A 20,287-nucleotide genomic window follows, 5' to 3' on the forward strand; every position below is an offset into this window, starting at 1 on the left:
TGGCCACGAGGCGAACACTTGCACACAAGCATTAAACAACAAAAGCTGTCTGATGTTATTACCGAACGTTTAGAAACGATGATTCTAGACGGTACATTGGTGGCGGGTGAAAAGTTATTGCCAGAGCGTTTGCTCGCTGAAAAATTTCAAGTTTCTCGCCCTTCTTTGCGAGAAGCTATTCAAAATCTCCAAGCTAAAGGTCTTATCGAACGCAAACAAGGTGGCGGTACTTTTATCACTCAAAACCTGAGTGCGAAAATGACTGATCCCTTATTAGCACTCGTTGGCAGTAGACCAGAAACGCAATTTGACCTACTTGAATTTAGACACGCACTGGAAGGCATGGCTGCCTACTATGCTGCACTGCGTGGTCAGCCAGAAGATTATCAAGCATTGAACAATGCCTTGAATAGCTTACCGAATACATCAACAGACAGTAAGCAAGAAGCCATAGCGCTAGTTGAGTTCTACTTAACCATGGCAAAGGCTGCCCACAACATGGTGTTATTACATGTGATGCGCAGTATGCAAGGAATGCTGGTGGAGAACATCCAACGTAACTTAGAAATGTTGCGAGGTGGTGCCGATGTTGAAGCTCAAATAAGAGAGCAACGTCATGCCATCGTGAAAGCCATCAGTGCTCAAGACCCTGAAGCCGCAAGAAAGGCAAGTAATCAGCACTTAGGGTTTGTTGAAAGTACTCTTTTGGGTATAAACCAACGAGATATCAAATTACAACGCGCTATGCGCAGAATTGCAGTAAAAGAGAGCGGTGACATCGCGTCATAAATCTCTGATGAATATAAGTTCCGGTCGATTGGTTATTTGCGACTAAATAACCGACGCTCGGATTTTTTATAGGTAGTTAAACGGGAAGTGGCTCAAACGAGTTACTTTCAAAGTTAAAACATAGAATAGGAAAGCACCATGACCGATGTGATGCATCCAGATGTGGATCCAACAGAAACGCAAGAATGGTTAGACGCACTAGAAGCGGTTTTAGAAGAAGAGGGCGTTGATCGTGCTCATTACTTACTTGAATCGTTGATTGAAAAAGCCAGACGCAGCGGAGCGCACTTGCCTTACGATGCGACAACGGCATACATAAATACCATTCCAGCTGGCCAAGAGCCTACCATGCCTGGTGACCAGACTATCGAGACTAAGATACGAAATGCTATTCGTTGGAATGCAATGATGATGGTATTGCGTGGCTCAAAAAAAGATCTTGAGCTTGGTGGACATATCTCTAGTTTCGCCTCTTCAGCGATGTTATACGATGTTGGCTTCAACCACTTTTTCCGTGCACCAAATGACAAAGACGGCGGCGACTATCTATTTGTTCAAGGCCACGTTTCTCCGGGTATTTATTCTCGTGCATTTATCGAAGGTCGTTTGTCTGAAGGTCAATTAGACGGTTTCAGACAAGAGGTTGATGGTGAAGGTTTGTCTTCATACCCGCATCCGAAACTCATGCCTGACTTTTGGCAGTTCCCAACCGTATCGATGGGCCTGGGCCCAATGCAAGCGATTTACCTTGCGCGTTTCTTGAAGTATCTCACAAACCGTGGTTTGAAAGATTGTTCCGACCAGCGCGTTTGGTGCTTTATGGGTGACGGTGAAGTCGATGAGCCAGAATCATTGGGCGCTATCGGTTTAGCATCACGTGAAGGCTTGGATAACTTGACCTTTGTTATCAACTGTAACCTCCAACGTTTAGATGGTCCTGTACGTGGTAATGGTAAAATTATCCAAGAATTAGAGGGAACATTCCGTGGCGCAGGCTGGGAAGTATTTAAGGTAATTTGGGGTCGTTATTGGGATCCATTACTTGCTCGTGATACTTCAGGCAAGTTGTTAGATGTCATGAATGAAACCGTTGATGGTGAATACCAAAACTATAAATCAAAGGGTGGCGCTTACACGCGTGACAACTTCTTTGGTAAATATCCTGAATTAAAAGATATGGTTGCCAATATGTCAGACGATGATATTTGGCGTCTGAACCGTGGTGGCCATGACCCAGTTAAAGTCTATGCAGCTTATAAACGTGCAACAGAAACCGTTGGTCGTCCACAAGTGATTCTAGCTAAAACCGTAAAAGGTTACGGCATGGGTGAAGCGGGTGAAGGTAAAAACATTGCGCACAACGTGAAGAAAATGGACGTTGAAGCGGTCAAGCATTATCGTAATCGTTTCAATATTCCTGTATCGGACGAGACCATCGGCGACTTGCCGTATTACCGTTTTGACGAAAATAGCCCTGAAATGAAATATTTGCGCGAGAAGCGTGAAGCACTTCATGGTTATATGCCGGTCCGTTTGAACAAGAGCAACCACGATCTTCCAGCGCCGCCATTGAAGTCTTTTGAAGCCATTACCAAAGGCTCGGGTGACCGTGAAATTTCAACCACGATGGCCTTTGTTCGAGTACTCACGGTGTTGCTGAAAGACAAGCAAATGGGTAAGAACGTTGTGCCTATTATTCCTGATGAAGCACGTACGTTTGGTATGGAAGGCTTGTTCCGCCAAGTTGGTATTTACTCAAATTCAGGTCAAAAGTATATCCCTCAAGATAAAGACCAAGTCGCGTACTATCGCGAAGATAAAAAAGGTCAAGTATTGCAAGAGGGTATTAACGAATTGGGCGCTATGTCGTCATTTGTTGCTGCGGGTACTTCATACTCAACTAATGACTTGCCGATGCTGCCTGTTTACATCTACTACTCAATGTTTGGTTTCCAACGTGTTGGTGACATGGCTTGGGCGGCAGGTGATAGCCAATGCCGTGGTTTCCTTGTTGGTGGTACAGCGGGTAGAACAACGCTGAATGGCGAAGGCTTACAGCATCAAGATGGCCACTCTCACGTTCAGGCTGGTTTAATTCCTAACTGCATCAGCTATGACCCAACTTATGGTTATGAAGTAGCAGTCATTACTCAAGACGGTACTCGCCGAATGTTAGAAGAACAAGAGAACGTGTTCTATTACCTAACTGTAATGAATGAGAACTACGTACAACCTGAAATGCCAAAAGGCTGTGAAGAAGGCATTATTAAAGGTATTTATAAATTGGATACCGTCGGCGACAAGAAAGCGAAATTAAAAGCGAAACTCTTGGGCTCTGGCACGATCCTAGTGCAAGTGCGTGAAGCCGCGAAGATACTCGCCGAAAAATACGACGTTGAATCAGAGGTCTACAGTGTCACTTCGTTTAACGAATTGACTCGCGACGGTATTGATTGCGAGCGTTGGAATATGCGTAATATCGAGAAAAAGGCGCGTGTACCTTACATTACCCAAGTGCTTGAAGACGGTAATGACGGCCCAACAATCGCGGCAACAGACTACATTAAGGCGTACAGTGACCAAGCGCGTTCATTTGTTCCTGGTAGTTATCGTGTCTTGGGTACTGATGGTTTTGGTCGTTCAGATTCTCGTGAAAATCTACGTCGTCACTTTGAGGTTGATGCAAACAGCGTGGTTTATGCCACTTTGTATGAGCTTTATTTGGCCGGTGATTTTGAGAAGAAAGCATTGCTTAGTGCAATGAAAGATCTCGATATTGACCCAGATAAAATCAACCCGCTATACGCGTAATAGGGAGAATTAATATGGCAAATCTAATTGATATAGTTGTTCCTGACGTTGGCGACGATGAAGTTGAAGTGATTGAAATCTGCGTGAGTGAAGGTGAAGAGGTAGAAGCTGAAGCCTCCATCGTCACGGTAGAAAGTGACAAAGCAAGTATGGATATTCCTTGTACTGATGCTGGCACAATCAAATCATTGAGCGTGAAAGTCGGTGATAAAATTAAACAAGGTGATGTGCTTGGACAGCTTGAGTCTGGAGCCGACGCGAGTGAGTCTTCTTCTGATGATGCTGCAGTAGAGCCAAAAGAAGAACCGAAAGCTGAAGCCGCACCTGAAAAGAAAGCTGAGCCAGCAAAATCAAGTACTTCCACAGGCGGCAGCAAAACAATTGAAGTGACTGTCCCAGATATTGGCGATGCAACGGACGTTGAAATTATCGAGTTGTTAGTTGCTGAAGGTGACAGTGTTGAACCAGAAGACGGTTTGATTACACTCGAAACAGATAAAGCGACAATGGATGTTCCTGCGCCTGAAGCCGGTAAAATAGTTAGTTTGGCAGTAAACGTGGGCGATAAAGTATCAGAAGGTTCGCTCGTATTGACGCTTGAAGTTGCCGGTGGCGAAGAATCTGAGGCTTCAGCGCCTAATGAAAGTCGTTCTGAACCTGAGTCGTCTTCTTCACAAAGCAACGAGGCGTCAAGTGAAAGCAAAACAATTGAAGTCATGGTGCCGGATATCGGTGATGCTACTGATGTTGATATCATTGAAGTCTTGGTTGCGGAAGGTGACACGGTTGAACCAGAAGACGGTTTAATTACCTTGGAAACTGACAAAGCGACCATGGACGTGCCTGCAGCTGAGGGCGGTAAAGTCCTGAGCTTAGCGGTGAAAGTGGGTGATAAAGTGTCGGAAGGATCTTTAGTTCTGACACTCGAAGTGGCAGGTAGCAGCGAATCTCCTACTCCAAAAGCTGAGTCAGCTCCGAAAGCACCAGCCAAATCTGAAGCACCTGCAGCGAGCAGGCCTGTTGCAGATACACCAAAAGCGCCGCCTGTTCCTCATCATCCATCTGCGGGTGATAAAGGGAAAACAGGTAAGATTCATGCGTCTCCATCGGTAAGACGATTGGCACGAGAGTTTGGTGTCGATCTTTCTCAAGTAAAAGGTTCTGGTCGCAAAAACCGTATTCAGAAAGAAGACGTTCAATCGTACGTTAAATATGAGTTGTCTCGTCCGAAAATGAATCCGGGCAGTTCTGCTGGCTCCGGGACCGGTGGTGGCTTGCAAGTGTTAGCGCAACCAAAAGTTGATTTTGCCAAGTTTGGTGAAGTTGAAGAGGTGCCATTAACACGTATTCAAAAACTATCAGGTCCGAATTTGCACCGTAACTGGGTAACCATTCCACATGTTACGCAGTTTGACGAAGCTGACATCACTGAGTTAGAAGAGTTTAGAAAAGAACAAAATGCAATTGCAGAGAAGCGTAAGCTCGGGGTGAAAATTACACCTCTAGTGTTTATGATGAAAGCCGTTGCTGATGCACTCAAAGCTTATCCTGCATTCAATAGCAGTCTATCAAGCTCGGGTGAATCATTGGTCATGAAAAAGTATTATCACATCGGCATAGCAGTAGATACGCCAAATGGTTTAGTTGTGCCAGTGGTGCGTGATGTCGATAAAAAAGGCATTATGGATATATCCAAGGAATTGATGGACATCAGCGTTAAAGCACGAGATGGAAAACTCAAATCTGCCGATATGCAGGGCAGTTGTTTTACTATTTCAAGTCTTGGTGGGATCGGTGGTACGGCGTTTACGCCTATCGTTAACGCACCAGATGTTGCTATTTTGGGGGTTTCTAAGTCAGAAATAAAACCAAAGTGGAATGGTAAAGACTTTGAGCCTCGTTTAATGTTGCCATTATCACTGTCCTATGATCACAGAGTCATCGACGGTGCTCTTGCAGCGCGATTTGCTGTCCATGTCAGTGGTGCATTATCAGATCTACGACGCATATTACTGTAATAGAAAACGAGGGCGCACTAGCGCCCTTAAAAACAAGTTAGCGAAAACTTTGCAGCTTGGCGCTGGAATCGGTAAGATCCGCGCATTGCATGCACTTAACCATAAATTTTTGAGGTCAGAATGAGCGAGATTAAAACTCAGTTGGTCGTACTAGGCGCAGGTCCTGGTGGATATTCAGCGGCATTCCGCGCAGCCGATTTAGGCATAGATACAGTAATCGTTGACGTACGTGAAACCCTTGGTGGCGTATGTTTGAACGTGGGTTGTATCCCTTCAAAGGCACTTCTTCACGTTGCTAAAGTGATTCAAGAAGCAAAGCATCTTTCATCTCACGGTGTGACTTTCGGTGAGCCGACCTTTGATTTGGACAAAATTCGTGGTTGGAAAGATAGTGTTGTAAGCCAACTGACTAAAGGCTTAGCCGGTATGTCGAAAATGCGCAAAGTAAAACATGTGCAAGGCTATGGCAAATTTACAGGTCCAAATACGCTAGAAGTAGAAGGGAACGATGGTAAAACCACAATCACTTTCGACAATGCGATCATTGCTGCTGGCTCTGAGCCAGTAAACTTACCGTTTATTCCAGATGACGAGCGTGTTATAGACTCCACTGGCGCATTAGAAATGCGTGACATCCCAGAGAAAATGTTGGTACTAGGTGGTGGTATTATCGGTCTTGAAATGGGTACCGTTTATCATGCGCTAGGCTCTAAGATTGATGTTGTTGAGTTCCTTGATCAACTTATGCCGGCAGCGGATAAAGACATCGTCAAGATGTACATGAAAACAATCAAAAACAAATTCAACACGATGCTTGAAACTAAAGTGACCGGTGTTGAAGCAAAAGATGATGGCTTGTACGTAACCTTCGAAGGCAAACAAGCACCATCTGAGCCAGTTCGTTACGATCGTGTTTTAGTGGCAGTAGGTCGTAAGCCAAATGGTTCTCTAGTGGCGGCAGAAAAAGCTGGCGTAACCGTTACAGACCGAGGCTTCATTGACGTTGATAAGCAAATGCGTACTAACGTTGATAACATTTTTGCAATTGGTGACCTAGTGGGTCAGCCGATGCTTGCTCACAAAGCTGTGCATGAAGGCCATGTTGCTGCTGAAGTGATTGCCGGCAAGAAGCACTACTTCGATCCTAAATGTATTCCTTCAGTTGCTTATACTGAGCCAGAAGTCGCTTGGGTTGGTTTAACCGAGAAAGAAGCGAAGGAACAAGGTATTAATTATGAAGCAGCTACTTTCCCTTGGGCTGCATCTGGCCGTGCTATCGCATCAGCTGCTACTGACGGTATGACTAAGATGATTTTTGAAAAAGATTCTGGTCGTGTTATTGGTGGTGCCATTATCGGTACTAATGCTGGTGAAATGTTAGGTGAAATTGGCTTAGCGATTGAAATGGGTGCTGATGCAGAAGATGTTGCATTAACTATCCACGCTCACCCAACGCTAAACGAGTCAATTGGTCTTGCTGCTGAGATTTTCGAAGGTAGCATCACGGATATGCCAAATCCGAAAGCGAAGAAAAAATAAAGTCGCTACTTAAGACGCAGCTGAATTTCAGCAAAAGAGTCTAATAGAATGAAGCTTAAAAGCCGATACTTCTCATGTATCGGCTTTTTTTATGCGAGCTTAGGTCCTATAAGTCGCTTGAAATTCGCATATAAACAGTCGAAATGTTGGTTTTTTAAGATTTCAAGGATAGCCGCTTGCTAAACGCTATTCTGAAATCATATGATAGCAGTCCAATAGGCGAGCAGTTTCGTATATGAAGAGACAACAAAGCAAGCTATCTTGTTTTTGAAATTGAGGCACACAACCACGATGAGCGACATGCAACAACTCGAATTCTTTGCAATTCCCAGTCCGTGCATTGGTGTGTGCCAGTCTGGGCCTAGGGGTTATTGTAAAGGCTGTTTTAGAAGTCGAGAAGAGCGTTTACATTGGTTAAAAATTGACGATCAAACAAAACGTATAATTGTGAAAGCATGTAATCGTCGCAAACAATCTTGGTTGAAAAAACAGTCAGCTAGCAAACTTGTTGGCGCTAGCCCGGAGCAACAAGACCTTTTCTAAGGTATGGATAGGCTTCAATAGGTATTATCCTCACAACCTTATCGATAACTTTATTTTGTATAATCACTTCAATCCCATTTTAGAAGATGAAAACCCATGTCAATAAAGCCGCTCGTTAAATTTGCCTCCAAGTCATTTACGCTTCCCGACACCTGTGTGAATTTAAGAGCTGCCCTAGATGACCCTAAAAAAGACTTAAGTGACATCGCTCAACTTATCTCTGTTGACCCGTCATTAAGTGCTAAGATTTTAAAGCTTGCCAACAGTGCTTTATTTCGTTTCCCCAGTCAAATTGAAACGGTCACCAAAGCCTTAAATGTTATTGGTGGTGAAGCGGCCTACAATATTTCCATTGCCGAAACCGCAAATATTGCTTTTAAAACGTTTAACACGCCGGTGATAAATTTTGCCGAGTATTGGCACAAAGCGGTGATGTGCGGTGTTATCGCAAAAAGTATAGCGCAACAGAAGCAGTCACGTGGTAGTGAGCGATTCTTTGTTCTTGGTATTCTGCAAGGCTTAAGTGAGTTGATTGTGGCGAGTAAACATACCGAAAGCTACACCAAATATATCAACGACCAGAGTTTTGTTGCGCCACTCGCGAAGCAACAACGGCATTTTGGTTTTACTTTTCCTGAGTGCAGTGGGCATATCATTCAAGAATGGAAATTACCGGATTCTTTAGTGCTACCGCTACAAAAGCTCTTGCACCCTGCGTCACAAAAAATGAGCTTAGAAGAGAGTATTCTATATGTTGCAATGAGCATGGTGGCTTGTGAAAGCATTGAAGGTGAACTGGAAGATATGGCTAGTTTCAACCAACAAGCCCTAGAGACTGTTGGATTGAGCGATGAAGATTATGATATGATTCTAAGTTATTCGCGACTTGAAACATCAAAGATAGCGAATGTAATTAATTCGTAAGTTCAAGCGACGCTTTTGGCCATTAGATAAACCGCTGGGCGAGTCACGAACCTAACAACAAAAATATTAGCCTAGTTAGAAAATTTACTCATGTTACCAATAAAAACAACGATCACTTTTATTGTATTTTGCTCTCTTTTCTTCGCTCCTCCGTCTGTATCGGCGTCCAATGATTTGCTGAAAATGCTTTATCTCAAAGAGAAGAAAAAGAAAGAGAAGGATGAAGGAATCAATCTTAGTGGCGAATTTGGCGTCCTAGCTGCCAACGGTAACACCAACACCACAACATTCAAAGCAGCCTTGCGCTCCGAACACGAAACCACCCATTGGAGCAACAACTATGGTGGTGAAATCACTTATAAGCAAAACGAAGTTGAGAACGACATCATTGTCAGTGCACAACGTTTATTGTTGAACGCTCAGTTAGATTACAAACTACCCGCAAAAAATAAGCGTCTGTTTGTCTATGCTGAGTATGAAGACGATCGCTTCAATGGCTTTCGTTATCAGTCTGCTTTAGCAACAGGCTGGAGCGCCCACGCTTGGAAAGAAGAAAACAGTCAGTTGCGCTATAGCATTGGTCCTGGATATAGCTACTCCGAGAGAGAAGTTGTTGATGCAGAAAATCACAAGTCATATGACATACTCAAAGAAGTGATCGTAAGAGCTTCTCTTGATTATCGTTTTTCTTTCAATAAAAACGCAAAGTTCAGGCAGTTCTTAAGTACAGAAGCCGGGCAAGAAAGTAATCGTTCACGCTCAGAAACGAGTATCTCTGCCAATTTGGTTGAGACATTGGCCATGAAACTATCCTTCGTGATGTCGTATAACGACGGGACCTTGCAACAGAATGAAGATCTAAGCACAGAAACCAGTATTTCTCTGGTTTACCAGTTTTTTTAGTTTGTCATTTTATAATTTCGCGATACCATATGTAAGCGCTAACTGAGGGTTATGCATTTCGCTGTTTCTAACCTTCATCATTTTTAAATTTTATGGGATAAATTATGAGACTTTCAACTATATCTGCGCTTGTCGCTTTAGGCTTGTTTGCGTCTGCTTCACAAGCTGAAGAAGAGCAAGGATTTACAATGGACGGCGAGTTTGGTTTTATCGTTACCTCCGGTAACACAGAAACGACCTCTGCCAATGGCGCGTTGAACGCCAAGCATGAGCTTGAAATGTGGAGTAACGAATACACATTTAAAGCTTTATACAAAAAGGATGAAGTGGATGGTGTTGAAACTACTTCAGCAGATAAAAAGTTTGCTTCTGCTCAAGCTAACTACAAGCTAGATAATCCAGATCATCGTCTGTTTGGTTTTGCCTCGTATGAAAATGACCGTTTTGGTGCGTTTGATTACCAAGCGACTATCGCAGCGGGTTGGAACCAAAAAGTGTGGAAAGATACTACAAGCAGCTTTGAATACAGTATCGGTCCTGGTTATACCTTCGCTGACCGTTTTGAAGTAGATGAAAATGACAATATCATTACTGTTGAAGAAAACAGTGCAATTCTTCGTGGTGCATTTAACTACGCTTACACGATTTCAGAAACAGCTAAGTTTACGCAGACCTTTTCGACTGAAATTGGTTCTGACAACACAAAATCTCGTGCTGAAAGCGCAGTGAGTGCAAAAATCGCTGGCGGTTTGTCATTAAAGGTCGCGTTGAAGTTTGACCATAACTCAGATGTTGCTGATGGTCGTGAAAACTTAGACACAGAAACGTCTGTGAGCGTTGTTTATACTTTCTTCTAAACAGAGCTGAAGTAGAAGCCAGTTACGGTAAAGATAACTGGCCATGAAGAGCTGAGTCGACTGCGTCGCTCAGCTTTTTTGTTTGCGGAGGGAATCCCTGACTTTACCGTTTTCTTGTCCCCAGCGGTCGCTCATTGTCCCTCTGACGTCCCACAACTCAGGAAAGAACTGCTGGCGAGCGCCAGTTTGCAGTATTTCGACAGGTCTGCCTTTCAAAGAGTTAGCGTCAATACCTATTGAACGTCTTATTAAGAAAATATGATTCCAACGGAATTTTTGCATTAATTCGTCAAACTCAATCAAGCTTTCAGCAATCGCGTAAGCATCACAATGTGCAAAGGCTTGGTCATAAATATCATTGACGGTCTGCTCTCTTGCCACTAAATAGTGCTTCTCAAACAAGTGCCAAATATCTTTAGGCATCTTAAGCAGAGTGACGAAGCCTGGAGACTCTTGACCGCTGCCATTACCTAGTTGCAAGCGAATTTCTTGGTACTCTTTAGGTGACATTGTTTCGAGTAAATCGAGTTGCTGGATCATCAGGCGCTGGATCATATGAACCCGCTTCATTTGAGATAAGACAGCGATAGACTTTCCTACACTGAGCTTTTCCATCACATCAATGAGTGTGAAGATAATTTGCTTCATCCATAATTCTTCCACCTGATGCACTAATTGAAACTGCAGCTCATCATGGGTAGCCAATTCATCTAGAGGTTTTTGACAAGATAGTAACTTATCGCACTGCAAGTAAATGCCGTAATCAAGCATTTGCGGATTGTTTAACTCATCAATGTACTTTTTTGTAAACATACGTTCTACGCACCTTATTTCTTGTTTATTTGATGGTGTAGTTATCGTGATTGGTCAATAATGGTATTCTGTTTTTTGAAAAACATTGTTCTTTATGTTTTTATTATCTTTTTATTAAGTGAACAAATGGCGCAAATATGTCAAATAATCAGAATATTGTTTTAAGTGATGTTGATATTCAAATCATGGCGTTACTCGTGCAAGATGCCCGTCAATCCTTCGCCGTTCTTGGGGAGAAAGTAGGCCTAAGCAAAACACCTTGCTGGAACCGAGTGAAGCGCCTCCAAGAAGCCGGCGTGATCCAAGGCTATAGCGCAAAGATAGATCAGGCTAAATTAGGCTTAGAAATAAGAGCGTTGGTGCATGTTGTTGTCGAGTTTTCAGAATACAAAGCGTTTGAAGCCGCTGTTCAGGCGCACAACAGTATTCATTGGTGCCATGCTATTACGGGTGAGTTTGATTATGTAATGGAGGTGCTGTCGTCAAATATCACAGAGTTTGATCACTTACTCAGAGCTGAGTTGAGCGGTTTACCGGGTGTACATCGCTTTACCACCTCAATATCAACAAGAGTTATAAAAGCGGCGTAAAAGCGGCGTATTGGTATACGCCGCTTTCTGTTCTCATCTCAAACCATTTATTCTATTGGGCGCGGTTGAGACTAGTTTGGAACAATTTGACTTAGTGCAACAAACGGGTCTTAATCGTGCCTTCAATTGCCTCTAATTGTGCAAAAGCATCGTCCGCGCGATCAGCTTCGACATCAACGACCACGTAACCAATCTCTTCACTGGTCTGAAGGTATTGCGCAGCAATATTGATATTTTGATCAGCAAACGCTTGGTTAATTTGTGTTAAGACGCCAGGGCGGTTGACATGTATGTGCAACAAGCGTGAACGGTCAATATGTGAGGGAAGTGATACTTCAGGGAAGTTTACTGCTGACAAAGTTGAGCCGTTGTCACTGTATTTTGCTAACTTTCCAGCAACTTCGATACCGATGTTTTCTTGGGCTTCTTGAGTACTCCCACCAACGTGAGGTGTTAAAATGACATTATCAAAAGCACGTAGAGGCGATTCAAACTCTTCTGAATTCGATTTTGGTTCCACTGGGAAAACATCGATTGCTGCACCATTCAACTTGCCAGACTCCAGTGCGCTGACTAGTGCATCAATATCGATGACTGTGCCACGCGCGGCGTTGATCAAAATAGCACCGTCTTTCATTTGCGATAGTTCTTTTTGACCAATCATATTTTGCGTATGAGTTGTTTCAGGCACGTGCAAAGAGACCACGTCGGACGTATTCAACAATTGCTTTAATGACTTCACTTGCATTGAGTTGCCCAACACCAGCTTGTCTTCAATATCATAGAACTGGACTCGCATACCTAGGTGCTCAGCAAGAATACTCAATTGAGTACCAATATGGCCGTAACCAATAATACCCAATGTTTTGCCTCGCGCTTCATATGAACCGATGGCAGATTTATCCCATTCGCCGCGATGCGCTTTTGCATTTTTAGCTGGAATACCACGCAATAAAATGATGATTTGTCCTAAGACCAACTCAGCCACTGAACGGGTATTAGAAAAAGGGGCATTAAAAACAGGAATACCGCGAACCAAAGTCGCTTTTAAATCGACTTGGTTAGTACCAATGCAGAAACAGCCTACAGCAACAAGCTTCTGGGCGGCATCGATGACACGCTCGTTCAGTTGAGTTCGTGAGCGGATCCCAACAAAATGAACGTCTTTGATTTTTTCGATCAACTCGTCTTCTGGAAGTGACGTTTTTAAGGTTTCTATATTGGTATACCCATTGGCTTGTAGGGTTTCAACCGAACTAGGATGGAGGCCTTCAAGTAATAGAATTTTAATTTTTTCTTTCGGAAGTGACACTTTAGTCATGTAGCTGAACCTTAAAACAACAAATTTATTTCACGTGCCTTCTATGTCAGCAACAGAGCTTCCTCATAGAAGATTGATTTACAATGGGTTTTAGATAGCCTGATGATACTGTCTATTAGCGTAATGCAAATAATTTACCATCAGACATCTAGACGTCCAATTCAAGTATCGAAATATATCAGAATAAAAACCCAGTGCCTAGCGTCAGATTGCGTTTAGCAATTAATTTTTTACCACGCCGTTTTCTGTTCCGGTCAACACAATGTCGGCGCCTCTGGCAGCGAAAAGCCCGTTTGTGACAACTCCGACGATATTGTTAAGCTTGTCTTCCAGTTCAACTGGGTTGAGAATGTCGAGATTGTGAACATCTAAAATTACGTTGCCATTGTCAGTAACAACGCCAGAGCGGTAAGCGGGGTCGCCTCCCAGTTTCACAATTTCTCTAGCCACATATGAACGCGCCATTGGGATAACTTCTACTGGTAGTGGAAACTTTCCTAATACCGGAACATGCTTTGTATCGTCGATAATACAAATAAATGTTTTGGCCACGGCGGCAACGATTTTTTCACGAGTAAGCGCAGCGCCACCCCCTTTAATCATATGCTTGTGTTCCGTAATCTCATCTGCACCGTCCACATAAATATCAAGTGCATCGACAGAGTTCAGGTCGAAGACTTCGATACCAAGCTTTTTTAAGCGCTCGGTAGAGGCGTCAGAACTAGAAACAGCACCGATGATGTCGTTTTTCTTTGCTGCTAAAGCATCGATAAAATAGTTAACAGTGGAGCCGGTGCCAACACCGACGATGGTATCAGCTTTTACATAGGCTAGTGCTGCATCAGCGGCTGCTTTTTTCTTTTGATTTTGGTCCATGACAGAGTTCCTTAAAGCTTGGATAAAATTAGGTTTTGAGATTTGGCGTTGTTGTTTCAGATAATGGAGACAGTATCGCAGATAAAGAAGGACTATGACGGTAATATTTTTAAATATTTATTAAGGCTTGTTCTAAATCAAAATTCATACAAACGCGAGGGGGTTAATACCGCCGGCAAGGGAATATCCCATGCCTCAACCGGCAAAGTCTCTGATAACTGTAAATTGTGGGCAAGGCCGACTATGCGAGTTTTCGAAGAATCATTCTGAAGTAAAAGGGAGAGGGTTCGATCATAAAAGCCTCCGCCCATACCTAGCCGATTTCCCAGCTTATCAAAAGCAACAAGAGGAGTGAATAAGATGTCTAATTGATTGCAAGGGAGTGTTGCAGTGACATCTAGCTTGGGTTCATTAATCCCATATTTGTTTCGAATCATTTGAGTTTTGTCAGTATATCTTTGAAAAAGTAAATGACCGGAACTAAAAGGGTGCAACACAGGAATGTAGACTTCAACGCCTTTATGCCAGCAACTTTGTATTAGAATGTTGGTATCAAGTTCGCCGTCGAAGCTAAGATAGAGTCCAATCTTCTTGGTGTCCGCTTGAAATACAGTTGAGTGGGCTTGTTCTGTTATTTCTTTTGCAAACTGCGTTTGTTGTTCAGTCGACAGGGAGAGTCGCTTGCGTCGAAACGACTCTCGAAGTGCTTGCCGAAGTGTTGATGTACGCATCATCAATTTTTATTTTGAATGCAGCAGTTATAGTGCGTAGGTATCAATAAACATTTGCGTTAAACGTGGATGGTCAACTTTCGTTGCTACATTAATGCTCGCTGCATTTGTCCAGTCTGGACTGGCTGTTGAACCATAAGGGGCAAAGATAGTTTGCCCTTTGTTTAAACTGTCTGTCGACACCCGAACATTTCCTTCGGTAAGTTCAAATAGCGAGGGATCAACAATATAAGCAATCGGAAATGCATCGTGGAAGAAGCACTGTCGAGTCTCCTTTCCTTCAGAATAAAAATCTGTATAAAACTCTGAAGATCGCTCAACAAAGCCACCTAATGTTGGGTTCTTTTCAGCTAACACTTGAGTAAAGTTAGGTGGGAACGGTAAATCGTAAGTTACGTCTAAGCCAAACATATTCAGTTTCCAATCTGCAGCAAATACAATCTCTGCCGCATAAGCATCATTCCATATATTCGCTTCGGCTACCGGCGTAACGTTACCAGGAACAAAAGCGGCTCCACCCATAAGATTGACAGCTTTTAAAAGCTTAGGAAGTTCAGGTTCTAAGCGTAGTGCCAACGCTAAGTTGCCTAGCGGCCCAACAGCGACTAAGGTAATCTCACCAGGATACTTGCGTGCCATCTCAACGATAAATTCAGCTGAACTTCTCGGATCCAACTGGCCCTTTGGGGCAGGATGATTAATGTTGCCAAACCCATCGTCACCATGCACAAAGTGCGCATAAGTGGACTCTGGACCAACCCAAGGCATGGCCACACCTTTACATACAGGAATATCCATATTTGCTAATTCACATAGAGAAAGCGCATTTTGTGCGGCCATTGTTACAGGAACATTGCCATACACTGTGGTTAGACCGAGCACTTCAATGTCCGGAGACTGAAAGGCAAAGAAAATAGCCATAGCATCATCGATGCCCGGATCGGTGTCTAAAATTATCTTATGAGTCATGTGTTTCTCTATGTTTAATTGATTTTATTAATTATTTCTGTGATATCAAGAAGTCGTGTACTTCTTTTGCACTGGGTATTGATGGGGCTGCCCCCGCTTTTGTAACCGCTAAGGCTGAGGCTGCACTCGCATAACGTAAGGCTTCTTCAGCACTTTCTTGACGTTGGAAGGCAGCCAGAAAGAAGCCAATAAATGTATCGCCAGCTGCGGTTGTATCTACCGCTTTGACCTTAAACGCCTCGCAAAACGCTGAGGTTTCTTGGTTTATATACCAAGCGCCTTGTTTACCCAAAGTAACTACAAAATTGGTCGATGGATAGGCCGCTAACAATGCCTGTTTCATTTTTTCAATGTCATTGAAACCGGTCAATTGCTCAGCCTCAATTTCGTTCACGACAAGTAAACTCAATTTTTGTAATGGGAGACTTTTCACCGACTCCGTCATTGGGGCAGGATTGAAAGCGATATTTAAGCCAAGTTCATGTGCTTTATCTATGATGTCTGCAATGGCATTCGTTTCATTCTGCAATAATACCCAGTCACCCTGTTTGGCCGTTGCCAAAGCAGTTGCTATGTGGTCATGGCTTAAGGTTTGATTTGCACCGCCGAACAAAATAATGCTGTTTTCAGCGTCCGGTGTCACTTGAATTATCGCATGGCCCGAAGCAACGTCACTCATTTCTCTAATATGCGCACAATTGACGCCTGCACTTTTCATTTGGGTGATGAACGCGGCATCAGAGCTGCCAATTGCGCCAACATGAAATACGTCATTCTCTGCTTTTGCTAGCGCTACTGACTGATTTGCTCCTTTACCACCTAGAATAGATTGGTAATCTTTGGATGAGAGCGTTTCGCCAGGTTGAACAAAATGAGGAACAGAGTAAACGTGATCAATATTGATCGAACCGAAGTTGAACACTGCCATGATATTTCCCTGCAGATCTACTGTTTGAAGAATTTAATTGGTGCTTCCCAAAATGCCGCTATACATTTTTCGTCCGTGTGCCGACAAGGACACGGTGGAGGTATCTACATTGCCTCAGGTTTCTCGATACGGGTCGAGCATACACAATAGCAATAGTGTCAACTTCCTAAGTTTTAAGCATCGGCCAGGAACATGAAATGCACGTGCAAACATTCCAGGAAGCGCAGAACCTAATGATATTTTCATCAGGGGGAAGCGATATTACATGAATCTGGACTCGCATTGAAGTGTTATTCGGAACAGTTGTTTAGAAAATCGATTGAAAAATTGATCACAATTATACGAATTATTGTCAGATTTTTTTACATGTATAGGAATTTGAATAGTCAATATATCTATAAGTATCTGATATTATTTGTATATATTCTTTTGGTGTAATAATTGCTTTGTTATGGTGATTGATACGAAAGTATTTCGTGTCATAACAAAGCGCCTGTTTGGTACGTGAATAAGGTCAAACATGCACTTGATAGAGACCACATAAATTGAATGACTCAATTGTTTTATATGGAATATGTACTATGAAGAACTTCGCAAAAACCAGCATTGCTCTGGCCTTGCTCAGCACGGTTTCACTGCACTCCAAAGCAGAGCTGATAACTTACAGCGTAACTGCCACGAGTGAGACAAAGAGTTACTTTTTAGGTGTGTCAGATGGTCCAGTCACCGAAACCAATCAAGCGGGTCAAACTACAGCTAGCGCGTCAACATCGGTTGGGTCGTTTATTCCCGGAGATAGCGACGAACTAAGCCAAGGTATGCAGAGTATCTTGCCAGTTGATGCTAGATCGGATGCGATCGCAGGTGGAGACAACGGTTTTGTTCTCAGTTCGGTGGGCTTCGGTGATTATTATACAGAAGCGAACGTCACTCAAACGTATACGATTGAAACGGGCAATACTGGAAACAGTTTTTTATTCGACTTCTTAATTGACCAAGGCTCACTTTCAGCGTTTTGTTCTCCACTTGAAGAAGTTGTTTTGGTCGAACAAGAAGGCCCATTTGATAATGCTGGTTGCATCACACAAAACGATGCTTCGGCCTCTGCTGAATATCAAATCGATATTACATTCGGTGGCATGAGTATTTTCTCGAGTTTTGCTAGGTTTGAGACGCTTGGCCAAAATAACTTCCAACAACTTGTGCCAAATCAACTGACCAAAACGGGAGTGTCGTTGAGTGATGATGATGCATCCGATGGCCTTTATTCATGGTCTGAATTAAGCGTTGAAGATTTTAACCTTGGCTTTATCGGTGCTAATGAAACCGTAGAGCTTGTGTACAGTGCAACGGTAAAAAGTGAAGGCTTTTTTGGCTTTAGTCCAGATGGCCCTAGCTTAACTCTGGCTAACTCTGCTGCTCGATTCGGCGATCCTAGTAATATCCGCGGCATTTCTAATGTGCGAGCTGTCGTTGAAGCCTCAGCACCTGGAAGTATTCTTTTCCTTGGCATTGGAGCACTTGCTCTTGCCTTCAGAAGAAAGCGCGGGTAAAAGTAAAAACAATAATCAACGCGCTGATGTAAAAACAAGACGCTGAATGACAAAGATACAAACCATGTTGAGCAAAAGCCACTTTCTTCGATTGTGGCTTTTTTTTATGGTCACTTTTTGATTTCAATACCTCTGGCTTATTTCCCTTTGCTTGCTGCTTTGGTAGGATTGCAGCAATTGAATTGTGGGATGGATCTGTGTCTAAAAACGAAATAAGTTATGAAACCTTCAGTGCGATGCTCTCGCAAAATAATATCATTGTCGATGCGTCAGAGGTGCATGGAATATTGTGCGGTATGCTGGCGGGTGGAATGTCAGCGAACGACCAGTCTTGGTTAGAGGCATTGAGTGATGTTATTAATCAAGGCGATGGCTTTACAGGCACTGCCAAAACTGACATCACCGATCTGTTTAATGAGATCTGTCAGCAATACCTTGACGCTGATTTCGCTCTCCAACTCTGTTTACCTGATGATGCCGCACCAATCAATGAACGCGGCGCCGCATTGCTCGTATGGGTACAAGGGTTTCTGCTAGGCTTTGGCCTACATCAAGCGGACCTTACAGCTTGCTCAGCAGATGTGAAGGAAGCCTTGGAAGACTTCAGCGAAATAGCTCGCATGGATGAAGAAATGAATGATGATGAGGAATCAGAGCAAGCTTTATTTGAGGTGATGGAGTATGTGCGCATTACCGCAATGCTTTGCTTCAATGAGTTAGGAAAACCGCTCATTGATGACAACACCAGTTCTACCTCTGTGCACTAAATCTAAAAAAAGGACATCTATTCATGGCGATTAGCGCTGCTGAATTTTCTGAACGAAGACGAGCATTACTCTCTCAATGTGAACCCAATAGTTTGTGCATCGTGGCAGCCAACAGCTTGGTGACTCGTAGCAATGATACTGAGTATCCGTTTCGGCAGAATAGCGATTTTTGGTACCTGACCGGTTTCAACGAGCCTGAAGCCTATTTGCTATTATCGAACAAAGGTACCTCGGACAAACAAGCTGAAACTTCATATATGTTTGTTCAACCCACTGATGCATTTGCTGAGGTTTGGCACGGAAGGCGACTCGGTGTTGAAGCGGCTAAAAAAGCTCTTCAAGTCAGTCACGCTTTTGATGTTGAAGAAATTGATGAGTATCTTGCAGACATTATCGATGGACATCAGCATTTATATTATTCCTTTGACGATAGACCTGCGGTTGAGTCGACTATTTCGTTAGCATTGGCTGAATGCCGCAATGCCCCAAAACAAACGAAACTCGCACCAAATCATGTACACGATATCCAACCTTTGATTCATGGTATGCGGCTAATCAAGTCAGACGCAGAAATCACTGTCATGCAAGAGGCTGCTAGCATTTCTTGCCTAGCTCATCGCCGTGCAATGCAATTTAGCGCACCGGGTAAATTTGAATATCACTTAGAAGCTGAATTGCTTCACGAGTTTGCTATGAACGGCGCTCGCTATCCGGCTTATGGAACTATTGTGGGAAGCGGTGATAACGCCTGTATTCTGCATTACACTGAAAATTGCAGTGAGTTGCATGATGGCGATCTAGTGTTGATTGACGCCGGTTGCGAACTACACGGATATGCTGCGGATATCACGCGTACCTTTCCGGTGAATGGTAAATTTAACGATACACAAAAAACACTCTATCAATTAGTGTTGGACAGCCAAAAAGCAGCGCTTGATGTACTTATACCAGGTAAAACAATATCTGAAGCGATGCAAGCCTGCGTCAGAGTGATAGTTGAAGGTCTACTAGAACTGGGTATTTTGAGCGGCACACTCGAGTCAAATATAGAAAATGAAACGTGGCGAGTTTTCTTTATGCATGGACTAGGTCACTGGCTGGGCTTAGATGTGCACGATGTAGGTATTTATAAAATTAACGGTGAAGATCGTCCCTTGGAAGCGGGCATGGTGATGACAGTTGAACCAGGATTATATATTCCAGAGTCGGCCGACGTTGAACAGAAGTTCAAGGGGATAGGTATTCGTATAGAAGATAATATCGTGCTGACTGAAACAGGCCACAGAAATTTAACGGAAAATGCGCCCAAAGAAATTGATGACATTGAAGCGCTGATGGCGAAATAAGTGACGAAA

Annotated in this window: 18 protein-coding genes and 1 other RNA gene; 12 read left to right on the forward strand and 7 right to left on the reverse strand. The window is 43.3% G+C overall.

The genetic code is table 11. From position 1 onward, the window contains the following. Positions 1 to 30 precede the first annotated feature (30 nt). The 8 genes from RM544_RS12080 (at position 31) to RM544_RS12115 (ending at position 10,384) form a co-directional block, all read left to right on the forward strand. The gene (locus tag RM544_RS12080) at positions 31 to 789 is read left to right on the forward strand and encodes a GntR family transcriptional regulator (RefSeq protein ID WP_311362106.1); all 759 of its coding nucleotides are present in this window, start codon (positions 31 to 33) and stop codon (positions 787 to 789) included. Between the two features lie 138 nt (positions 790 to 927). Beyond that, entirely contained in the window at positions 928 to 3,600 is a 2,673-nt protein-coding gene (aceE, locus tag RM544_RS12085) for a pyruvate dehydrogenase (acetyl-transferring), homodimeric type (protein WP_311362044.1), read from the forward strand. A 14-nt stretch (positions 3,601 to 3,614) separates the two neighbouring features. Further along, positions 3,615 to 5,618 (forward strand): dihydrolipoyllysine-residue acetyltransferase, encoded by a 2,004-nt coding sequence (gene aceF, locus RM544_RS12090; RefSeq protein WP_311362045.1) that lies wholly within the window; start codon positions 3,615 to 3,617, stop codon positions 5,616 to 5,618. Between the two features lie 120 nt (positions 5,619 to 5,738). Then, positions 5,739 to 7,157, forward strand: coding sequence for a dihydrolipoyl dehydrogenase (gene lpdA, locus RM544_RS12095; protein ID WP_311362046.1), 1,419 nt, complete (start codon positions 5,739 to 5,741; stop codon positions 7,155 to 7,157). 300 nt (positions 7,158 to 7,457) lie between these two features. After that, positions 7,458 to 7,700, forward strand: a complete 243-nt coding sequence (locus RM544_RS12100) for a DUF1289 domain-containing protein (RefSeq protein ID WP_409220053.1) — start codon at positions 7,458 to 7,460, stop codon at positions 7,698 to 7,700. Between the two features lie 96 nt (positions 7,701 to 7,796). Further along, complete coding sequence (locus tag RM544_RS12105) at positions 7,797 to 8,624, forward strand: HDOD domain-containing protein (RefSeq protein ID WP_311362048.1); 828 nt, start codon at positions 7,797 to 7,799, stop codon at positions 8,622 to 8,624. 90 nt (positions 8,625 to 8,714) lie between these two features. Continuing rightward, a complete protein-coding gene (locus RM544_RS12110) occupies positions 8,715 to 9,527 on the forward strand; it encodes a DUF481 domain-containing protein (RefSeq protein WP_311362049.1) in 813 nt (270 codons plus the stop codon). A 104-nt stretch (positions 9,528 to 9,631) separates the two neighbouring features. Next, entirely contained in the window at positions 9,632 to 10,384 is a 753-nt protein-coding gene (locus RM544_RS12115) for a DUF481 domain-containing protein (protein WP_311362050.1), read from the forward strand. A gap of 69 nt (positions 10,385 to 10,453) precedes the next feature. Here the strand turns inward: RM544_RS12115 and RM544_RS12120 are convergent, their stop codons facing one another. Continuing rightward, positions 10,454 to 11,197: a tryptophan 2,3-dioxygenase family protein gene (locus RM544_RS12120; protein ID WP_311362051.1), complete on the reverse strand. Its 744-nt coding sequence runs from the start codon at positions 11,195 to 11,197 to the stop codon at positions 10,454 to 10,456. Between the two features lie 137 nt (positions 11,198 to 11,334). On the opposite strand from RM544_RS12120, the gene RM544_RS12125 reads away from it, so the two are divergent. Beyond that, on the forward strand, positions 11,335 to 11,787 hold the full coding sequence (locus RM544_RS12125) for an Lrp/AsnC family transcriptional regulator (protein WP_311362052.1): 453 nt from the start codon (positions 11,335 to 11,337) through the stop codon (positions 11,785 to 11,787). A gap of 91 nt (positions 11,788 to 11,878) precedes the next feature. Here RM544_RS12125 and serA read toward each other — a convergent pair whose 3' ends face one another. The 6 genes from serA to ssrS form a co-directional block, all read right to left on the reverse strand. After that, the gene (gene serA / locus RM544_RS12130; RefSeq protein WP_311362053.1) at positions 11,879 to 13,108 is read right to left on the reverse strand and encodes a phosphoglycerate dehydrogenase; all 1,230 of its coding nucleotides are present in this window, start codon (positions 13,106 to 13,108) and stop codon (positions 11,879 to 11,881) included. A 222-nt stretch (positions 13,109 to 13,330) separates the two neighbouring features. Beyond that, positions 13,331 to 13,984 (reverse strand): ribose-5-phosphate isomerase RpiA, encoded by a 654-nt coding sequence (gene rpiA / locus RM544_RS12135; RefSeq protein WP_311362054.1) that lies wholly within the window; start codon positions 13,982 to 13,984, stop codon positions 13,331 to 13,333. Positions 13,985 to 14,121: 137 nt separating this feature from the next. Further along, positions 14,122 to 14,718 carry a 5-formyltetrahydrofolate cyclo-ligase gene (locus RM544_RS12140; protein ID WP_311362055.1) on the reverse strand — a complete coding sequence of 199 codons (597 nt, stop codon included), beginning with the start codon at positions 14,716 to 14,718 and terminating at the stop codon, positions 14,122 to 14,124. A 24-nt stretch (positions 14,719 to 14,742) separates the two neighbouring features. Then, positions 14,743 to 15,684 (reverse strand): nucleoside hydrolase, encoded by a 942-nt coding sequence (locus RM544_RS12145; RefSeq protein WP_311362056.1) that lies wholly within the window; start codon positions 15,682 to 15,684, stop codon positions 14,743 to 14,745. Positions 15,685 to 15,715: 31 nt separating this feature from the next. Beyond that, the gene (locus tag RM544_RS12150) at positions 15,716 to 16,612 is read right to left on the reverse strand and encodes a ribokinase (protein ID WP_311362057.1); all 897 of its coding nucleotides are present in this window, start codon (positions 16,610 to 16,612) and stop codon (positions 15,716 to 15,718) included. Between the two features lie 40 nt (positions 16,613 to 16,652). Beyond that, positions 16,653 to 16,836: non-coding RNA, 6S RNA (gene ssrS, locus RM544_RS12155), on the reverse strand. 357 nt (positions 16,837 to 17,193) lie between these two features. On the opposite strand from ssrS, the gene RM544_RS12160 reads away from it, so the two are divergent. From RM544_RS12160 to pepP, 3 genes are all read left to right on the forward strand, one after another. Continuing rightward, positions 17,194 to 18,165 (forward strand): PEP-CTERM sorting domain-containing protein, encoded by a 972-nt coding sequence (locus RM544_RS12160; protein WP_311362058.1) that lies wholly within the window; start codon positions 17,194 to 17,196, stop codon positions 18,163 to 18,165. A gap of 197 nt (positions 18,166 to 18,362) precedes the next feature. Further along, positions 18,363 to 18,932, forward strand: a complete 570-nt coding sequence (locus tag RM544_RS12165) for a UPF0149 family protein (RefSeq protein ID WP_311362059.1) — start codon at positions 18,363 to 18,365, stop codon at positions 18,930 to 18,932. A 23-nt stretch (positions 18,933 to 18,955) separates the two neighbouring features. After that, positions 18,956 to 20,278 carry a Xaa-Pro aminopeptidase gene (pepP, locus tag RM544_RS12170; RefSeq protein WP_311362060.1) on the forward strand — a complete coding sequence of 441 codons (1,323 nt, stop codon included), beginning with the start codon at positions 18,956 to 18,958 and terminating at the stop codon, positions 20,276 to 20,278. The last annotated feature ends 9 nt before the right edge of the window (positions 20,279 to 20,287 follow it).

The sequence above is a fragment of the Brumicola blandensis genome, from assembly GCF_031846165.1.
In the GTDB taxonomy this organism is placed as follows: Bacteria; Pseudomonadota; Gammaproteobacteria; order Enterobacterales; family Alteromonadaceae; genus Glaciecola; species Glaciecola blandensis.